The sequence below is a fragment of the Streptomyces sp. NBC_01314 genome, assembly GCF_041435215.1.
Taxonomy (GTDB): domain Bacteria; phylum Actinomycetota; class Actinomycetes; order Streptomycetales; family Streptomycetaceae; genus Streptomyces.
On sequence record NZ_CP108394.1, the window covers coordinates 9,639,630 to 9,654,834 of the forward strand.

Sequence of the window (15,205 nt, forward strand, 5' to 3'; positions counted from 1 at the left end):
CGCGCGGACGGGGCGACGCAGGCGAGGACCACTGGTTCCCTCTCAGTCCACTGGTTCCCTCTCAGTCCACCTTTCAGGTCCCGAAGAAGCTCCGGGCCGCATCCCCGACCCGGAGCCCAACCATCCGTGCTGCTCTCAGCTGGTCTTGTGGCCCCACTCCGGCCCGACCGGATCCCACTCCCGGCCTCACCGGTCGATGCGACGGAGATCGAGCCGCCATCGGGCGACGGCGCCGGCACCGGACACGAGGCCTGCGAGGGCGATTCCGGCCGCGGATCCCCAGGACGCCCGATTCGACCGCCGCCACTGTCGGATCCGTCGGTCGGGGACAAGACACCCCTTGCCGTCCTGCCGGACCACGGCCTTGGACCCGGCCTTGAGGCCGGTGGTCACCAGGGTCCGGTCCGTACGGGGCGAGCCGTCGGGTGCCGTCCAGCGCACAGCGGCCATCCTCCGCCCCGTGGCACCGCCGGGCGCAGTGGCGGTGCGCGGGACGTCGTTCAGGACGACGGCACGGACGGACTGCCGCTCGACCCGTTGCCGCGCGAACACCTCACTCGCGGCATGGGCCGTCACCAGCCCGGCGATGGTGCCGCCCACGACGACCACCGTCCGGACGGCGAGCACGATCCAGGCCTCCGCGAGGTCGTCGCGGCGCCGCGGCGCCACCGCCACCGCCACCGCCGCGGCCTCTTCGCGTACGTGCCACTGGGCACCGGTCCGTACCTTCTCGTCGTGGTGACCTTCCGACGGTGACAGGCCGGACCGCGCTTGCGGCATGAGCCGAAGAGGGCTCGCCGTAGGGCTGTTCGGGACCAACTCCACAGCGAGAAGGGACCGTTGAGCCCAAGGCGCCACTTGGCCCGCCCGACCCCATGCCAGGGCCCGACGCCGGGGCTCAGTCGGCCGAAGCGGAGTCGGAGTCGGAGACCGGCGACCCGGCCGCCTCCTCGGACAGTCGGGAGCGGATGTCGAAAACGCCGGTCAGTCCGGTGTGGTGCAGGATCCGCAGGAACGGGGAACTGTTCGTGACCAGCCGTAGCCGACCCTGCCGGGCCTTCGCCCGGTTCCGCGCCCTGCACAGCACGCCCAGCCCGGCGCAGTCGATGAAGGAGACCGGGCGCAGGTCGATCACCAGGTCGGGGCGCGGACCGGAGGTCAGCGCGTCCATGCGGGCCGCGAGCGAGGGCGCCGTCACGACGTCGAGCTCGCCCTGCAGAGTGATGACGGTCGTGCCACCGACGGTGCGATGGGTGCGGTACGGCGTGGACCTCGTGTGGTTGTCGTCCATGGGACGAGACAACCCGTGTCGACAGGGTGCATGGAAGGGCTGTTCGGTCCCTGTTGTCCTGGTTCGCCAGGGCCTATAGGACCTCCCCGCTGCCCGCCCACCGATGGGACAGGGGCCCCGTCGGTGGGCGGGGAGGTCCGGACGGCCCAAGCGAAGCGTGCGGCCGAGGGACAAGCTGGATGTGTGGGGCAACCCCGGCACTCGAAAGAAGGACGGTGAGGAGCGAAATGAAAGGCTACGTCTTCCACGGCCCGGGGCAGTCGGCCTGGGAGGAGATCCCGGACCCTGCCGTCAAGGAGCCCACCGACGCCATCGTGCGGGTCGACGCCGTGACCATCTGCGGCACCGACCTGCGCATCCTCAAGGGCGATGTGCCCGAGGTGCACCCCGGCACGGTCCTGGGGCACGAGGCCGTCGGTGAAGTCATGGAGGTCGGCGGCGACGTCCGGACCGTAGGTCCGGGCGATCGTGTGCTGGTCTCCTGCATCAGCGCCTGCGGGCGCTGCCGCTACTGCAGGGAGAGCGCCTACGGCCAGTGCCGGGGCGGTGGAGGCTGGATTCTCGGCCACCTGATCGACGGCACCCAGGCCGAGTACGTCCGCGTCCCGTACGCCGACCTGTCCGTCCATGCGCTCCCCGGCGCGGTCGAGAGCAAGGACGCGGTACTGCTCGCGGACATCTTCCCGACCGCCTACGAAGTGGGCGTGCTCAACGGCCGTGTACGCCCGGGCGACACCGTCGCCGTGGTCGGAGCAGGCCCCATCGGCCTCGCGGCGATCGCCACGGCACGTCTGTTCGCCCCCGAGCGGATCGTCGCCGTCGACCTGGCCACCTCCCGGCTGGACGCCGCCAAGCGGCTCCGCGCCGATGCCGTGGCCGATGCCCGTGAGGACCCCGAGCAACTGATCGCCGATCTGACCGACGGGCTCGGCGCGGACGTGGCCATCGAGGCGGTCGGCGTCCCGGAGAGCTTCGAGATGTGCACGCGCATGGTGCGCCCCGGCGGCCACGTCGCCAATGTCGGCGTCCACGGCAAGCCGGCCACGCTGCACCTCGAAAACCTGTGGATCAAGAACGTGACCATCACCACCGGCCTGGTCGACACCTACTCCACACCCACCCTGCTGCGCATGGCGGCCGCCGGCCGCCTGCCGACCGCGCAGCTGGTCACCCACACCTTCCCGCTCGACCGCATGGAGGAGGCGTACGACGTCTTCGCCCGGGCCGCCGACACCGGCGCCCTCAAGGTGGTGCTCGGCGAGCAGCCGCACAAGGAGGTCGCCGTCCCGGCGGTCTGACGCCACCCGGCTTCGGACTTCCGTCCCGAACCCCGTCGACCGGGTTCCCCGGCATGGACCGAACGGCCCTTGGAAACAGGGCCGTTCGGCTTCTTCACCGGCCCTCCCGGCTGCTGCCCCGTGAGGCGGCGCACGGCGACCATCGTTCGAAGAGGCGGGGCCCCTCAGGCCGGCTGCCTCCATCGGACGGTCGCCGACAGAGGGGAAGTACGGCCATGACTCTCCATCACACAGTCGTCGGAGTGGACGGCTCCCTGGTCTCCGTACGGGCGTTGGACCGGGCCGCAGCGGAGGCCGTACGCCACGGCACCGCCCTACGTGTGGTGTACGCGGTCGAGGACCGCGACGAAGCCGCACCGGTCCTGTCCTCCGCCGCGTCGCGCGTACGGCAGCGGTATCCGGATCTCGCGGTGGAAACCGTCGCCGCGGAAGACGGAGCGGTATCCGCGCTGGTGCGCGAGAGCGCGGACGCGGCGCTGACCGTCGTGGGAACACGCGGCCTCGGCCGCTGACCGGTGCCGCGTTCGGCTCGGTGAGCCTGCGGCTGGCGGCGCTCGCACAGGGCCCCCTCCTGGTCGTACGGGGGACCACCCGTGCGACAACGGGCAGGACGTGCTGCTCGGTCTGGAGGGCGACACCGACACGCAGGCGGCCGCCTAAGCCTTCCAGGAGGCCGAGCGGCGCGGTGCGAGGCTCCGCGTCCTGCATTCCTGGACCCATCGGCACATCACCCCCGAACCGCCCTCCCTCGTGTCGTCCCGCAGCCCGGGACAGAAACGGCTCACCCGGGACGCCACGGCGGAGGAGGCCGTACCGCGCTACGCCCTCACCGCCTGAGGGACCGGTACCCAGCTGTCGACGTGGAGACCTGGACGGTCCGCACCGCGCCCGCGGACGGCCTGCTGGAGGCGACCCACGAGGCCGCCGTGGTCGTCATCGGCACCCACCACCGTACGACCGTGCTCGGCACACGCCTCGGGCCGGTCGCCCACACCCTGCTGCACCGCGCGCACTGCCCTGTCGTCGTGGTCCCGAACGTATGACGGGACATCTGTTGCGGCGGCACGCCTGCGACGGAGGCCACCCATGCCCGTACCGTCACCGTCGGTCCGGACGGCTCGGACGATGGCCTGGCGGCGGTGGACCGGGCCGCTCGTGAAGCCAGGGATGTACTGGCTTCCCCTCCGTGTCGTGCACGCGGGGGAGCAACAGCCGCATTCCTGCGTGCCGTTCGCGGGCGAGCCGGTGCCTCCGCCGGGCGCCGGCCGATCCGCTCACCTGCCGCGCGAGGCGAGGGCCCGGCCGGCTCACCGCCACTCCGGCGCTGGTGGCCCGAGCGGAGCGGCCGGTCGTCGCGCCATGTCACACCACGACGTGGTGCCGGGGCTGGACCTGTGTGCCCCCGACGACCACGTCCTTGCCTTCGCGTTCGGCGCCGCGGTCCGGCGTGACACAAGGTCGCGCGTTGTCCACGGCTGGAGAAGGAGGACCTCACACGAACCGGCCGACGTGCTCCGCCCGTGGCAGGACAAGTGGGCTCCCCGGGCCCGCGCCCCGGTGGCGCACGGCGTCCTTCAGCCCGCCGTCGCGCCCGTCGCGGTCGTACCGCCCGACTGACAGCGTTCAGGCGGACGAACGGAGCGGCACCGCGGGGGATCGGTGCCGCTCCTGTCTTCAGTGTCCCTCGGATCACCCGTGCCCCACAGGGCCGATGGTTCCGCCCCGGGGGCCTTTTCAGCGGCCGTCACCGCCCTCCTTCACGGGCAGAGCTGCCGGGCCGCCCTCCAGCCGGGCCGCGCAACGGCGGGCACGAGATGCAGTCCAGCCCCGCGGCATGGAAGAAGTCCACGGACTCGGGGGCGCCGCCATGCTTGCCGCAGACGCCGATCTTCAGTCGGGACCGAAATCCTGGCCCTGACCGGGCAGCAGGGCGACTCGGCCGGATCCGCTACCACCCCAGGCTGCCGACGACTAACTTGGCAGATGACCGGACCGGTGGGGGTCCGTCGTATCAGGGGACCTGGAGGAGCAGCAGGTGGGAAGCCCCGAAGAGGCCCGCGTACGGCTGCCGCAGCTGCGGCTGGAGGAGCTGCTGGAGGAGTTGCAGGCCCGTCTGGACGCGGCCCGCGGCACTCGCGACCGGGTGCACAGCCTGCTGGAGGCGGTGCTCTCGGTCGGCCGGGAGCTGGATCTGGAGCCGGCCCTGCGCAGCATCGTGGAGGCCGCGGCGGTGCTGGTCGACGCGGAGTACGCGGCTCTCGGCGTGATCGGGCCCGACGGCAAGCGCCTCTCCGCCTTCCACACGGTGGGCGTGTCCGAGGAGCAGATAGCCCGGATCGGACCGTATCCGGAGGGCCACGGCATCCTGGGAGAGCTGATCCACCACCCGGAGCCGCTGCGCCTGGTGAAGATCTCGGAGCACTCGGCGTCGTACGGATTCCCGCCCCATCACCCGCCGATGAACACCTTCCTCGGCGTTCCGATCCGGGTCCGGGACCAGGTCTTCGGCAACCTGTACCTGACCGAGAAACGGGGCGGTGCCCAGTTCGACGAGGAGGACGTCTCGGTCACGCTCACCCTGGCCGTGGCCGCCGGAGTCGCGATCGACAACGCCCGGCTCTATGCGGAGTCCCGGTTGCGGGAGCGCTGGCTGCGGGCGAACGCGGAGATCGTCCACCGGCTGATGGCGGGCGGCGAGCGCTCCGAAGTGCTCGGTCTGATCGCCGAACAGGCCCGGGAGATCACCGGCGCCGCCCTGGCCGTGGTCGCGATGCCGATGGAGGACACGGACGCGCTCTCCGTGGAACTCGCCCTCGGCCGGGAAGCCGATGCCCTCCGGGGCCTGGTCCTGCCCATGGACGGCACCCTGATCGGCGAGGCCTTCTCCGGCGCGACCGCCGTCACCAGCGCGGACGTCACCCACGACGAACGGGTCTCGGCGGGACCACCGAGGTTCTCCGGCCTCGGTCCGGCCGTGGCCGTCCCCGTCGGGACGGGCGAGAGCGGCGTACGAGGTGTGCTCCTCCTGGTGAGGGAGGCAGGGCACACGGCGTTCACCGAGAGGGAGATCGACCTCCTGAGGGGCTTCGCGGCGCAGGCGGCGATCGCGATGGAACTGGCGGAGCGCCGTCTGGAGGCCGAAGAGGTCGTGGTGCTCAAGGACCGCGACCGGATCGCCCGCGACCTGCACGACCTGGCGATCCAGCGGCTGTTCGCCACCGGCATGACCCTGCAGAGCGCCGGCCGTTTCATCGAGCACGCGGAGGCGTCCGAACGCGTGTCACGGGCGGTGGACGACCTCGACGAGACCATCAAGATCATCAGGTCGACGATCTTCGGCCTCCGCACACGCGACGGAGCGGAGGGGAGTGGACTGAGGGCCCGCGCCGTGCGGGTGGTGGGGGAAGCGGCACCGGTGGTGGGCTTCGCCCCCAGCGTGCGGATGGAAGGCCTCCTGGACACCGATGTACCGAAGGAGATCGCCGACAACGTGGTGGCCGTCCTCTCCGAGGCCCTGACCAACATCGCCCGGCACGCCCGAGCCGACCGCGCGGATGTCGTGCTCGCGACCGACGGGCGGGAGGTCCGGTTGTCGGTCACGGACAACGGCGTCGGCATTCCGTCCGACGGCCGCCGCAGCGGCCTGCGCAACATGGTGGAGAGGGCCGAGCATCTGGGCGGCCGCCTCGAACTGGCGGAACCTGCCGACGGCGGTACCTCGCTGATGTGGCGCGTGCCGGTGGAGAAGGGCTAGCCGACGAGCGGATCCGGGCCATCGGGCCCACGTGGGAACAGCGGCGATGGCGGACTCCGAGGATGTCGTACGACGGCATCCGAGCACCCGGAGGACGCCATGGCCGACAGGCCCTGCCTGGTGAGCGATGTGATGACCCGAGCGTGGTCGTGCTGCGCGCGAGTCGCGGCCGGTCATCGTCCGGGGTGCCCTCTTCGCGGTGCGGCACGACCTTGAGGGCGCCGTGGGAGAAGACCTCGTTCAGGCATGCGGTCGCGCACGGTGCCCCGAAGCCGTGACCGGGCGACTCCGCGGTCGGCCACCGGTAGTGCGGTCGGGCGCAGCACGCACCCGTGTCTGGTCCGGCTCCATGTAGGGGCGGCGCAGGACCGGGGCCTGCTCGGCGGCGTGCGGGCGGATGGCCGCCAGTGCCTTGACGACCGCTGTCTCCAGGGAGCCGCCCGTGTCGACCGCGACGGCTTCCGTCCATGGCGGCTCCGTGGCGGCCATGGCGGTGGCGACATCGAGGCCGGCGTCGGATATTCCGGGGGTGCGGGCGGCGAGGCGGGCGGCCGTGGTCTCGTCCGGGACCCGGCAGTGCAGGGCCACCAGTTCGGCGTGGGTGCGTTCCGTCACCGAGGAAGTAGCTTTCCACGGGAGTCAGGCCCCAGGAGCCGAGTACGAGCATTTCCGACTCCGACGCCGCCTGGAGCAGTGTGTCCTGGGCGTCGTCGGCGACCAGGTTGCTGACGACGGTGAGGCCCGGGTGGTGTGCCTGGAGTTCCGTCCGAGCGTTGTGCACGAGTCGTTTCGCCCAATAGTTCCGGTCCATTTCCGCGGGGACGTGGGTCGGCTCCGGCATGAGCAGGGTGAGGCTGCGACGCTCGGCTTCGTGGGCGGCCCAGTGGGCGGCGGCAAGGCTCTCCGGCGAGCCGTCGAGGCCCACGGTGAGGGCTCGTTCCATGGCGACTGCCTCCAGCTCGTACGAAGCTGGAAGGGTGGTGAGCGTGGCCGAAGACCGGAGTGCCGCCGTCCCCGTGCGTCGACGCGCGTCGGGCACGACGCTTCTCCGACGAGGAGTACCGCAGATCTCCTTGTGGCGTCTGCGGTCCCCGGAGCGGCGGCGAGCGGATCGGTGTGAGGTCCGGAAAGAGGAGGAGGCGGGAGCAATGGCGGTTCCCCGGTGGTCGGTATCGACGGGTCCGAGTCGAGCCTTGAGGCTGTGGACCGGGCTGCGGGCGAGGCACTCCGAGGTGCCACTCCACCTCCTGCACGCGGCTGCGGCGGATCACGAGGCGCCCGGCATGGTCGCCGCCACGCAGCGATGTCAGGACGTTCCCGGTGACCGGAGAGGTGGTCGAGGGCCCGGCCGGGCAGGCGCTCCTGGAGGCCGTTTTCGGCGCTGGTCTGCTTGCCGTGGGGGCTCGCAGGCGGCATGGGCGCGTCGGGTTGCAGTAGGGCCTGGTCAACCACGCGTTGCTACATCACGCGCCGTGTCCTGTCGCGGTCGTTCCGCAGATCTGGACCGGTGACGGGCCGGTTGGGTCGATTGGACGGCCCCAGGGGACCTTCGGCCTCGTGACCGGGAGCCGCCGCCGTTGGAACGTGGTGGGCGCGGCAGACGTGGGGGACGGACCAGCATCGACAGCTGGAGGCCAGACCATGAGTGCACAGGACCCGCCGCACGCGTCCGGTCCCCACCGGCCGGACCACAAGCACCCGCCCAAGGGCGCGAACCCACTGAGGCGTACGACCGACCGGATCGACGCCTGGTGGTCCGGCTTCCTGCTCCTGGTGCTCGTCCTCGGCCTGCCGATCGCTTCGGTGAGCGCGGGGCTGGCGGCGTACGGGTCCACGCTGCGCACCGCCCAGGCCCAGTCCGCGGAGCGGCACCAGGTCACCGCCCGGCTGACCCCGGCCCCCGACGCGGCACGGGACGGTGCCGCGGACGAGAAGCAGAAGGTGCGGCTCAGCTGGACGGGCGCAGACGGCGAACGGCGGACGGGAACCGCCTACGTATCGCAGGACGAGACCGAGGGCTCCACCATGCGGATCTGGGTGGACCGGGAAGGAACCGTCAAGGATCCGCCGATGTCCGCGGGCGACGCGAAGGCCACCGGCTGGATGCTGGGCACCATGACGGCGGTCGGCGCGTACGTCGTCTTCGTCGCCGCGCGAAAGAGCATGCGTCTGGCGCTGGACCGCAGACGGTACGCACGGTGGGACACCGAGTGGAACCTGGTGGAGCCTCTGTGGTCCGCACGGTTCCGAAGGTGAACGAGCTCGTGGCGCCCTACCGGAGTCCAGGAGGAGGTGACGCGGATGTCCTCGGCGACGACCACTGACCTGTACGAGGTCACGATGGCGATGTCGTACCTGCGGGAGGGGATGCGCGGCCCGGCGACGTTCAGCCTGTTCGTCCGCGAGCTGCCGCCGGACCGGGGTTTTCTGGTGGCCGCCGGCCTGGAGTCGTCACTCGGCTTCCGGGTCGGAGCCGAGGACGTCGACGCCTTCGCCTCGGCACTGCACCGTCCTCCACGCGACCTGGCCCCGCTGCTCGGAACGGAGTTCACCGGCCAGGTGAAGGCGGTACCGGAGGAGCGGATTGTCCTCGCCGGAGAACCGTTGCTGGAGGTGACCGCTCCGCTTCCGCAGGCGCAGCTGGTCGAGACCTACGTGCTCAACCAGGTCAGCCACCGGACGACGGTCGCCTCGAAGGCTGCACGGTACGTCCTGGCCGCGGCGGGACACCCGGTCGTCGACTACTTCTCCCTCCGGCGTACCCACGGCCCCCAGGCGGGCTTCCAGGCGGCGCGGCTGAGCGCGATGGTGGGCTTCGCGGGAACGAGCAACGTCGCCGCGGCCACCGCCGAGGGGCTGCCGGCCGTTGGTACGGTGGCTCATTCGTACATCGATGCGTTCGGGACGGAGGAGGCGGCCTTCCGCGCCTTCGCCCGCGCCCACCCCGGCCCGGTGACGCTCCTCGTCGACACCTACGACACCGAGGATGGTGTCCGCGTCGCGGCCCGGGTGCTGCGAGACCTGGAGCGTGGGCCCGGCTCGGCGGTACGGCTGGACAGCGGCGACCTCGGAGCCCTGGCGTTGCGGGCGCGTGCCCTCCTGGACGCGACGGAGCTGGCGGACGTACGGATCGTCGCCAGCGGCGGTCTCGACGAGTACGCGGTGGACGAACTGGTCCGCTCCGGAGCACCGATCGACGTCTACGCCGTCGGCACCCGTGTCGGAGTCTCGGCCGATGCCCCGTTCCTGGACTCCGCCTACAAGATGGTCGAGTACGACGGCCGGCCGGTGATGAAGCTCTCCTCGGCCAAGGTGACAGCCCCTGGCCAGAAGCAGGTGTTCCGCCGCCCTGGATACGCCGACTTGATCGGGCTCCGTGACGAGCGGCCCCCCGACGAGAGCCTGCCGTTGCTGGAGACGGTGATGCGGAACGAGAGGCGCACCGCCGCACGCACCGATCTGGTGGAGATGGGGGAGAGATGTGCCGCGGACCTGGCCGGGCTCTCGTCGGCGGCACGCCGGATCCGGACTCCCGTCGCACCGCGAGCGGCGACCTCGGTGCGACTGACCGCTCTCGCAGCGAAGGTCCGGCGCCGTATCGAGAACGAGTCCCTGACGACGACCAAGGACCCGCGACCCCACGAGCCGAGCGCGTCCGGATCACAGAGGTCCGCACCGGGACGAGGAGGACAGTGATGGCACATACCGCGGAATGGAAGGTCCGCCTCTACCTCTTCGAGGACGAGGGAACGACCAAGGCACGTGCGGTTCTGCACACCGGCACCACGGAGCTCACCGGGCACGGGGCCGCCCACCGCAACCCCGCGGACAGGGATGTTCCGGAGATCGGTGACGAACTGGCGGCGGGCAGGGCCATGCACGATCTCGGCCGGCAGCTGTTGGGCGTTGCACAGCGTGACATCGAGGGCATGGGTGCCGGTGCGACCGAGCGGTGGGCCCGCCGGGAGACCGGCTGGCCGATGCCGGATCAGGTATAAGGCGGATGACCGACGACACAGCCGGACCGGCGCCCAGGGCGGAGGGGTCGGCCCGGGCGGAGAAAGCCGGTGCCAAGGGGGATCGGCCCGGCCCCCGGAACAGGCTGCCCGGACATCAGGAACACCGGGCCTCGCATCCCGTGCGTGGGACGTTGAGGTACAGAAGCATTCTGAGGAAACGGCAGCGATCATGCGAGCTCAACTCGGAGATCAACTCGTGGTCGAAAGCCCTGCCACTGGCGTCACCAGGCGCGACGGCGAGATTGTCGGACTCCACCACACGGATGGAACACCTCCCCGGCCACCCGCGGAACGGACGGGCGGGCAGAGGAGCGCCGTGCCCGGCGCGACCCCGCCGGGCAGGCCGCCCGATCCCGGTGACATCGGCCGCCGCGTCGCCGCCGAACGCACCAGCCGAGGACTGTCCCGGGAAGAGACGGCCCAACCGCGCCAGAATGGCGCCGGAATACCTGGCGTATCTCGAGGGACAGCCGGCCGACCCGACCACGGCCAGTCTCATCAACCTGGCCGACGCACTGGGCACCAGCCTCTCCGCCCTGCGCGGGGGTGGCGTCGATCTGCCGCCCGGCCGGGGCTAGGCGCTCCTGCACCCTCGGCTGCGGGACCTCGACCCCGATGAACGCCGTGCCAGGCTCTCCACACATGGGGTGGGACGCGTCGCGGTGTCGACACCCGACGGTCCGGCGGTGGTCCCGGTGAACTACGAGGCCGTCGACGACGTGATCGCGTTCCGGACCGCGCCGGGCTCGGTCCCGGCGGCGGCCGTGGGATCGGAGGCAGCCTTCGAGGTCGATCATCTGGACGAGGCATGAGCCAGGGCTGGAGCGTGCTCGTCGGCGGACCCGCGCGGGCCGTCACCGAGCCCGACGCGGTGCGCGAGCCGGCCGATCACGCCCACACCCCACCGTGGGCAGGGGGGCGACCGCGAGATGTGGGTGTCGATCCGGCCCACGCGCGTCACCGGGCGCCACATCACGTCCGCTGAGCGGTGAGGGAGTTGCCTACCGAGCCGTCACCTCCTTCACTCCGAGTCCTCCGGGCCCGACCGAGGTGGCGGACTCGCCGGTGAGACGGGGAGGCTCCCGCGGGCCTGACAGACCGAGAACAGGGCGTCGCGGTTGCTGACGTGGTGGGATGCCCGCGGCCGAGCCGTCCTAGGCAGAATGAGCCCGCTTCGCTGCTCAAGGACCCGCCCCCTGTCACTGCGGTCCGGAGCCGGTGACCGGGTGACGGCGGGCGGGTGCGACGTCGGTCTGTGCAGAGGTGTCGGGTCAAGCCTTCTTGACCACGCTGGACTTCAGTTGCATGGGGCCGAAGCCGTCGATCCTGCAGTCGATGTCGTGACCGTCCAGACCGTCCACGAGGCGGATGTTGCGCACCTTGGCGCCTGCCTTGATCCCTGTCGGGCTGCCCTTGACCTTCAGCGCCTTGATCACGGTGACGGTGTCGCCGTCGGCGAGGACGTTGCCGACGGCGTCTCTGATCACCTTGCCCTCGGTGCCGCCTGCGGGCGCCGCGGACGCGGGCGACCACTCGTGGCCGCATTCGGGACAGATCAGGAGCGCGCCCATCTCGTAGGTGTACGCGCTGGAGCACTCGGGGCACGGCGGCAGGGTCTCGGTCACCGGGCGAGTGTACGACGGGATGCTGAATTGCGTGATTTCGCAATTGATAAGATGCTGTGGCGGGCGTGGCCCGGGGTGGGGTGTTGTCCAGGGGGAAGTCGAGGGGGAGTGTTCGTTCCGCTGTACCAGGCCGAGTCCTTCCGGATGCGGGGGCATCCGGTGCGCATACGGGTGCTGGAGCTGCTGCATGACGGGCCCATGCCGGTACGGGACCTGCTGGCCGCCGTAGGGGTGGAGCCTTCCAACCTGTCACAGCAGCTGGCCGGCGGGCACGTCGCCGATTCGATGAAGGCCGCGCGGAGAATCCTCACGGAGATGCCGGCCGGCCGTAACGAGCAGCTGTCCGAGCTGCGGGAAGCCGGGGTCGCCGCGCGATGAGCCTCTTGTTCAGCCATGTGAGGGCCCGATTCGCCGCGCTGCTGCCCGGCCGCGCCGGTCTGGCGGAGATGCGGAGCGGCCCGCGCAGGGACCTGCTGGCCGGGCTGACCGTGGCGATCGTCGCGCTGCCGCTCGCGCTCGGCTTCGGGGTCTCCTCCGGGCTGGGGGCGGAGGCCGGGCTGGCGACCGCGGTGGTCGCGGGCGCGATCGCCGCGCTCTTCGGCGGGTCGAACCTCCAGGTCTCCGGTCCGACCGGCGCGATGACGGTCGTACTCGTGCCGATCGTCGCCGAGCACGGACCGTCCGGGGTGCTGACCGTCGGGCTGATGGCCGGTGTGATGCTCGTCGCGCTGGCGGCGCTGAAGGCCGGCAAGTACATGCAATATGTGCCTGCCCCAGTGGTCGAGGGGTTCACGCTCGGCATCGCGTGCGTGATCGGGCTGCAGCAGGTGCCGAACGCCCTCGGGGTGCCCAAGCCGGAGGGCGACCGCGTCCTGGTGGTGACCTGGCGGGCCGCGGAGGAGTTCCTACGGCACCCGAACGGGACCGCGGTCGGCTTCGCGCTCGCGGTGGCCGTGGTGATGCTGGCCGGGGCCCGGTGGCGGCCGACCGTACCGTTCTCCATCGTCGCGGTGGTCGCCGCGACCGTGGTGGCGCAGGCCGCCGGGCTGGACGAGGCGAAGCCGATCGGCGACCTGCCGCCCGGGCTGCCCGCGCCGTCACTGTCCTTCCTCGACCTCGGCGGTCTGAGCCCGCTGCTCGCCCCGGCGGTGGCGGTCGCCGCCCTGGCCGCCCTGGAGTCGTTGCTGTCGGCCTCGGTGGCCGACGGCATGACGGTCGGCCGACGGCACGATCCGGACCGCGAACTGTTCGGCCAGGGCCTGGCCAACATCGCCGCCCCGCTCTTCGGCGGGGTGCCCGCGACCGGAGCCATCGCCCGTACGGCCGTCAACGTCCGTACGGGCGCGCGCTCCCGCCTCGCCGCCCTCACCCACGCCGTGATCCTCGCAGTCATCGTCTTCGCGGCGGCGCCTCTGGTCGCGAAGATCCCGCTGGCTGCCCTCGCCGGCGTGCTGCTCGCCACGGCGATCCGCATGGTCGAGGTCGGCTCGCTGCGGGCGATGGCGAAGGCCACCCGCTCGGACGCGCTGATCCTCGTACTGACCGCCGTCGCGACCCTGGCCCTGGACCTGGTCTACGCCGTGATCATCGGCCTGCTCGTGGCGGGCGCCCTGGCCCTGCGCGCCGTGGCCAAACAGGCCCGCCTGGACCAGGTACCGCTTGACCGGGCCGACCACAGTGCCGAGGAACACGCGCTGCTGGCCGAGCACATCGTGGCGTACCGCATCGACGGGCCGCTGTTCTTCGCCGCCGCCCACCGATTCCTCCTCGAACTCGCCGAGGTTGCCGACGTACGCATCGTCATCCTGCGCATGTCCCGGGTGACCACCATCGACGCCACCGGCGCCCTTGTCCTCAAGGACACGGTCGACAAGCTCAACCGGCGCGGCATCGTGGTCATGGTTTCCGGTATACGACCGGGCCAGCGCAAGGTTCTGTACTCGGTCGGCGCGCTGGAGTCGCTGTGCCGGGAGGGCGGCGAGTACGCCACCACGCCCGAGGCGATCGAGGGAGCTCGCGCCTCCTTGGAACGCGCCGGTCTCGTGCCACCCCTCCCCGCCCGGAAGTCCCGGCCGATCAGCGAGGAAGAAGAGGAAACCGTCGGATGAGCACGTCGCCCGTACCCCTGCGCATGGTCGAGGTCTCCGATGCCGAGGCCCTGTGGCTGCTGGAGGGCAGTGCGCTGGGGCGACTGGTGTACACGCACCGGGACCTGACCGTCGTCCGGCCCGGCCGCCACACCTGGGAGTTCGGCCGCCTGGTGGTGCGCACCCCTGCCCCGGCGGCAGCGATTCCGACGACGGCGACGTACCAGGTCGACGAGATCCGGGCGGTGGCCGGCACCGGCTGGACCGTCACCGTCGCCGGGCCGGCCGAAGTGATAACCGATCCCGATGAAGCCGCCCCCTACCAGCGCACACTGCCCGGCTGGACCCACGGCCCACACGACACTCTGCCGCGCCTGCATCCCAAGACGGTGACCGGATTCCGTCTCGCCCGTGCGGAGGTGGGATGAGTACCCAGCTCGAAACCCTGCCCTACCGGCATGTGCTCACGCTGCCGACGATGCCGTCCGCGGTCCGCACGGCCCGGGAGACCGCCGAGCAGGCCCTGGTCGAATGGGGCATAAGCCTGCGCCATCCGACCATCGGACCGGCTCTGCTGATCCTCAGCGAGCTGGTCACCAACAGCGTCCGGCACGCCGCGGAGCTCTCCCCACAGGTGACCGTCATCTACGCGGCCGGCCAGGACTGCCTGGCCTTCGCCGTCCACGACCGACACCCCTACCAGCCACCCCTGTTCGGCGCGGTCGCCGGTGCCGGCGGTCTGGCCACGGTCATGGAGCTCACCCTCGGTCTGGGCGGCACTGCGGTCGTCCGTGGAGACGCAGACGGCAAGGGCAAGAGCATCTGGATCTCCCTCCCCCTCTGAAACAACAGGCTGACCGTGCAGGGAAGTCAACAACCATGACCATCCAGGGCTGCTGCACCGCCGAGCAGGGTCTCGGCATCCTCTCGGCCTCCGGACATCGGGCTCCTGGGGGCGTCCGTCGTTTTGCAGGGTGGCAGTTCATTCGGCAGGCGGGTCGCATGCGCCGACTGACACTCGCGCCACACGACGGAATGATTCTCGCGCAAGCCTCCCTTGCATAATGTGTGGAGTTGCTCATCTTGGCAATTGCTCAGGTCGTCATCACTGGGTCTGCTGCGGTGGAGGCG

14 protein-coding genes and 4 pseudogenes are annotated in these 15,205 nt (G+C 71.3%); 12 read left to right on the forward strand and 6 right to left on the reverse strand.

Annotation, left to right across the window (positions count from 1 at the left end; all coding sequences use genetic code 11):
* Nucleotides 1-186 precede the first annotated feature (186 nt).
* Together OG622_RS42430 and OG622_RS42435 are read right to left on the reverse strand one after the other, a co-directional pair.
* A complete protein-coding gene (locus tag OG622_RS42430; protein WP_371582138.1) occupies nucleotides 187-780 on the reverse strand; it encodes a hypothetical protein in 594 nt (197 codons plus the stop codon).
* A gap of 118 nt (nucleotides 781-898) precedes the next feature.
* Nucleotides 899-1,291, reverse strand: a complete 393-nt coding sequence (locus OG622_RS42435) for an STAS domain-containing protein (RefSeq protein ID WP_371582139.1) — start codon at nucleotides 1,289-1,291, stop codon at nucleotides 899-901.
* 227 nt (nucleotides 1,292-1,518) lie between these two features.
* Here OG622_RS42435 and OG622_RS42440 point away from each other — a divergent pair, with 227 nt between their 5' ends.
* The 3 genes and pseudogenes from OG622_RS42440 (at nucleotide 1,519) to OG622_RS42450 (ending at nucleotide 4,206) form a co-directional block, all read left to right on the forward strand.
* A complete protein-coding gene (locus tag OG622_RS42440) occupies nucleotides 1,519-2,589 on the forward strand; it encodes a zinc-dependent alcohol dehydrogenase family protein (RefSeq protein WP_371582141.1) in 1,071 nt (356 codons plus the stop codon).
* Nucleotides 2,590-2,804: 215 nt separating this feature from the next.
* A pseudogene (locus OG622_RS42445) lies at nucleotides 2,805-3,632 on the forward strand (universal stress protein).
* A gap of 316 nt (nucleotides 3,633-3,948) precedes the next feature.
* Nucleotides 3,949-4,206 carry a hypothetical protein gene (locus OG622_RS42450; RefSeq protein ID WP_371582142.1) on the forward strand — a complete coding sequence of 86 codons (258 nt, stop codon included), beginning with the start codon at nucleotides 3,949-3,951 and terminating at the stop codon, nucleotides 4,204-4,206.
* Between the two features lie 127 nt (nucleotides 4,207-4,333).
* Here the strand turns inward: OG622_RS42450 and OG622_RS42455 are convergent, their stop codons facing one another.
* Nucleotides 4,334-4,534 carry a putative PEP-binding protein gene (locus OG622_RS42455; RefSeq protein ID WP_371584398.1) on the reverse strand — a complete coding sequence of 67 codons (201 nt, stop codon included), beginning with the start codon at nucleotides 4,532-4,534 and terminating at the stop codon, nucleotides 4,334-4,336.
* A 90-nt stretch (nucleotides 4,535-4,624) separates the two neighbouring features.
* Between OG622_RS42455 and OG622_RS42460 the strand changes: the two genes are divergently transcribed.
* Nucleotides 4,625-6,343: a GAF domain-containing protein gene (locus OG622_RS42460; RefSeq protein WP_371582144.1), complete on the forward strand. Its 1,719-nt coding sequence runs from the start codon at nucleotides 4,625-4,627 to the stop codon at nucleotides 6,341-6,343.
* A 339-nt stretch (nucleotides 6,344-6,682) separates the two neighbouring features.
* On the opposite strand, the pseudogene OG622_RS42465 reads toward OG622_RS42460, so the two are convergent.
* Both OG622_RS42465 and OG622_RS42470 read right to left on the reverse strand, forming a co-directional pair.
* Nucleotides 6,683-6,955: pseudogene (locus tag OG622_RS42465) on the reverse strand (gluconate kinase); the annotation flags it as partial.
* Nucleotides 6,942-7,286: pseudogene (locus OG622_RS42470) on the reverse strand (universal stress protein); the annotation flags it as partial. The pseudogenes OG622_RS42465 and OG622_RS42470, both read right to left, overlap by 14 nt.
* 698 nt (nucleotides 7,287-7,984) lie before the next feature.
* On the opposite strand from OG622_RS42470, the gene OG622_RS42475 reads away from it, so the two are divergent.
* The 4 genes and pseudogenes from OG622_RS42475 (at nucleotide 7,985) to OG622_RS42490 (ending at nucleotide 11,354) form a co-directional block, all read left to right on the forward strand.
* Entirely contained in the window at nucleotides 7,985-8,599 is a 615-nt protein-coding gene (locus OG622_RS42475) for a hypothetical protein (protein ID WP_371582145.1), read from the forward strand.
* A 45-nt stretch (nucleotides 8,600-8,644) separates the two neighbouring features.
* The gene (locus OG622_RS42480; RefSeq protein WP_371582147.1) at nucleotides 8,645-10,039 is read left to right on the forward strand and encodes a nicotinate phosphoribosyltransferase; all 1,395 of its coding nucleotides are present in this window, start codon (nucleotides 8,645-8,647) and stop codon (nucleotides 10,037-10,039) included.
* Complete coding sequence (locus OG622_RS42485; protein WP_371582148.1) at nucleotides 10,039-10,341, forward strand: DUF1876 domain-containing protein; 303 nt, start codon at nucleotides 10,039-10,041, stop codon at nucleotides 10,339-10,341. The genes OG622_RS42480 and OG622_RS42485 overlap by 1 nt, the downstream gene beginning before the upstream one ends.
* 190 nt (nucleotides 10,342-10,531) lie before the next feature.
* Nucleotides 10,532-11,354: pseudogene (locus OG622_RS42490) on the forward strand (pyridoxamine 5'-phosphate oxidase family protein).
* A gap of 279 nt (nucleotides 11,355-11,633) precedes the next feature.
* On the opposite strand, the gene OG622_RS42495 reads toward OG622_RS42490, so the two are convergent.
* The gene (locus OG622_RS42495) at nucleotides 11,634-11,987 is read right to left on the reverse strand and encodes a zinc ribbon domain-containing protein YjdM (RefSeq protein WP_371582149.1); all 354 of its coding nucleotides are present in this window, start codon (nucleotides 11,985-11,987) and stop codon (nucleotides 11,634-11,636) included.
* Between the two features lie 108 nt (nucleotides 11,988-12,095).
* Between OG622_RS42495 and OG622_RS42500 the strand changes: the two genes are divergently transcribed.
* From OG622_RS42500 to OG622_RS42515, 4 genes are read left to right on the forward strand one after another with little or no spacing between them, the layout of a single operon-like run.
* Entirely contained in the window at nucleotides 12,096-12,365 is a 270-nt protein-coding gene (locus tag OG622_RS42500; RefSeq protein WP_371582150.1) for an ArsR family transcriptional regulator, read from the forward strand.
* The gene (locus OG622_RS42505; protein ID WP_371582151.1) at nucleotides 12,362-14,095 is read left to right on the forward strand and encodes a SulP family inorganic anion transporter; all 1,734 of its coding nucleotides are present in this window, start codon (nucleotides 12,362-12,364) and stop codon (nucleotides 14,093-14,095) included. Before OG622_RS42500 ends, OG622_RS42505 begins: the two co-directional genes overlap by 4 nt.
* Nucleotides 14,092-14,502 (forward strand): pyridoxamine 5'-phosphate oxidase family protein, encoded by a 411-nt coding sequence (locus OG622_RS42510; RefSeq protein WP_371582152.1) that lies wholly within the window; start codon nucleotides 14,092-14,094, stop codon nucleotides 14,500-14,502. The genes OG622_RS42505 and OG622_RS42510 overlap by 4 nt, the downstream gene beginning before the upstream one ends.
* On the forward strand, nucleotides 14,499-14,918 hold the full coding sequence (locus tag OG622_RS42515) for an ATP-binding protein (RefSeq protein WP_371582153.1): 420 nt from the start codon (nucleotides 14,499-14,501) through the stop codon (nucleotides 14,916-14,918). Before OG622_RS42510 ends, OG622_RS42515 begins: the two co-directional genes overlap by 4 nt.
* Nucleotides 14,919-15,205 lie beyond the last annotated feature (287 nt).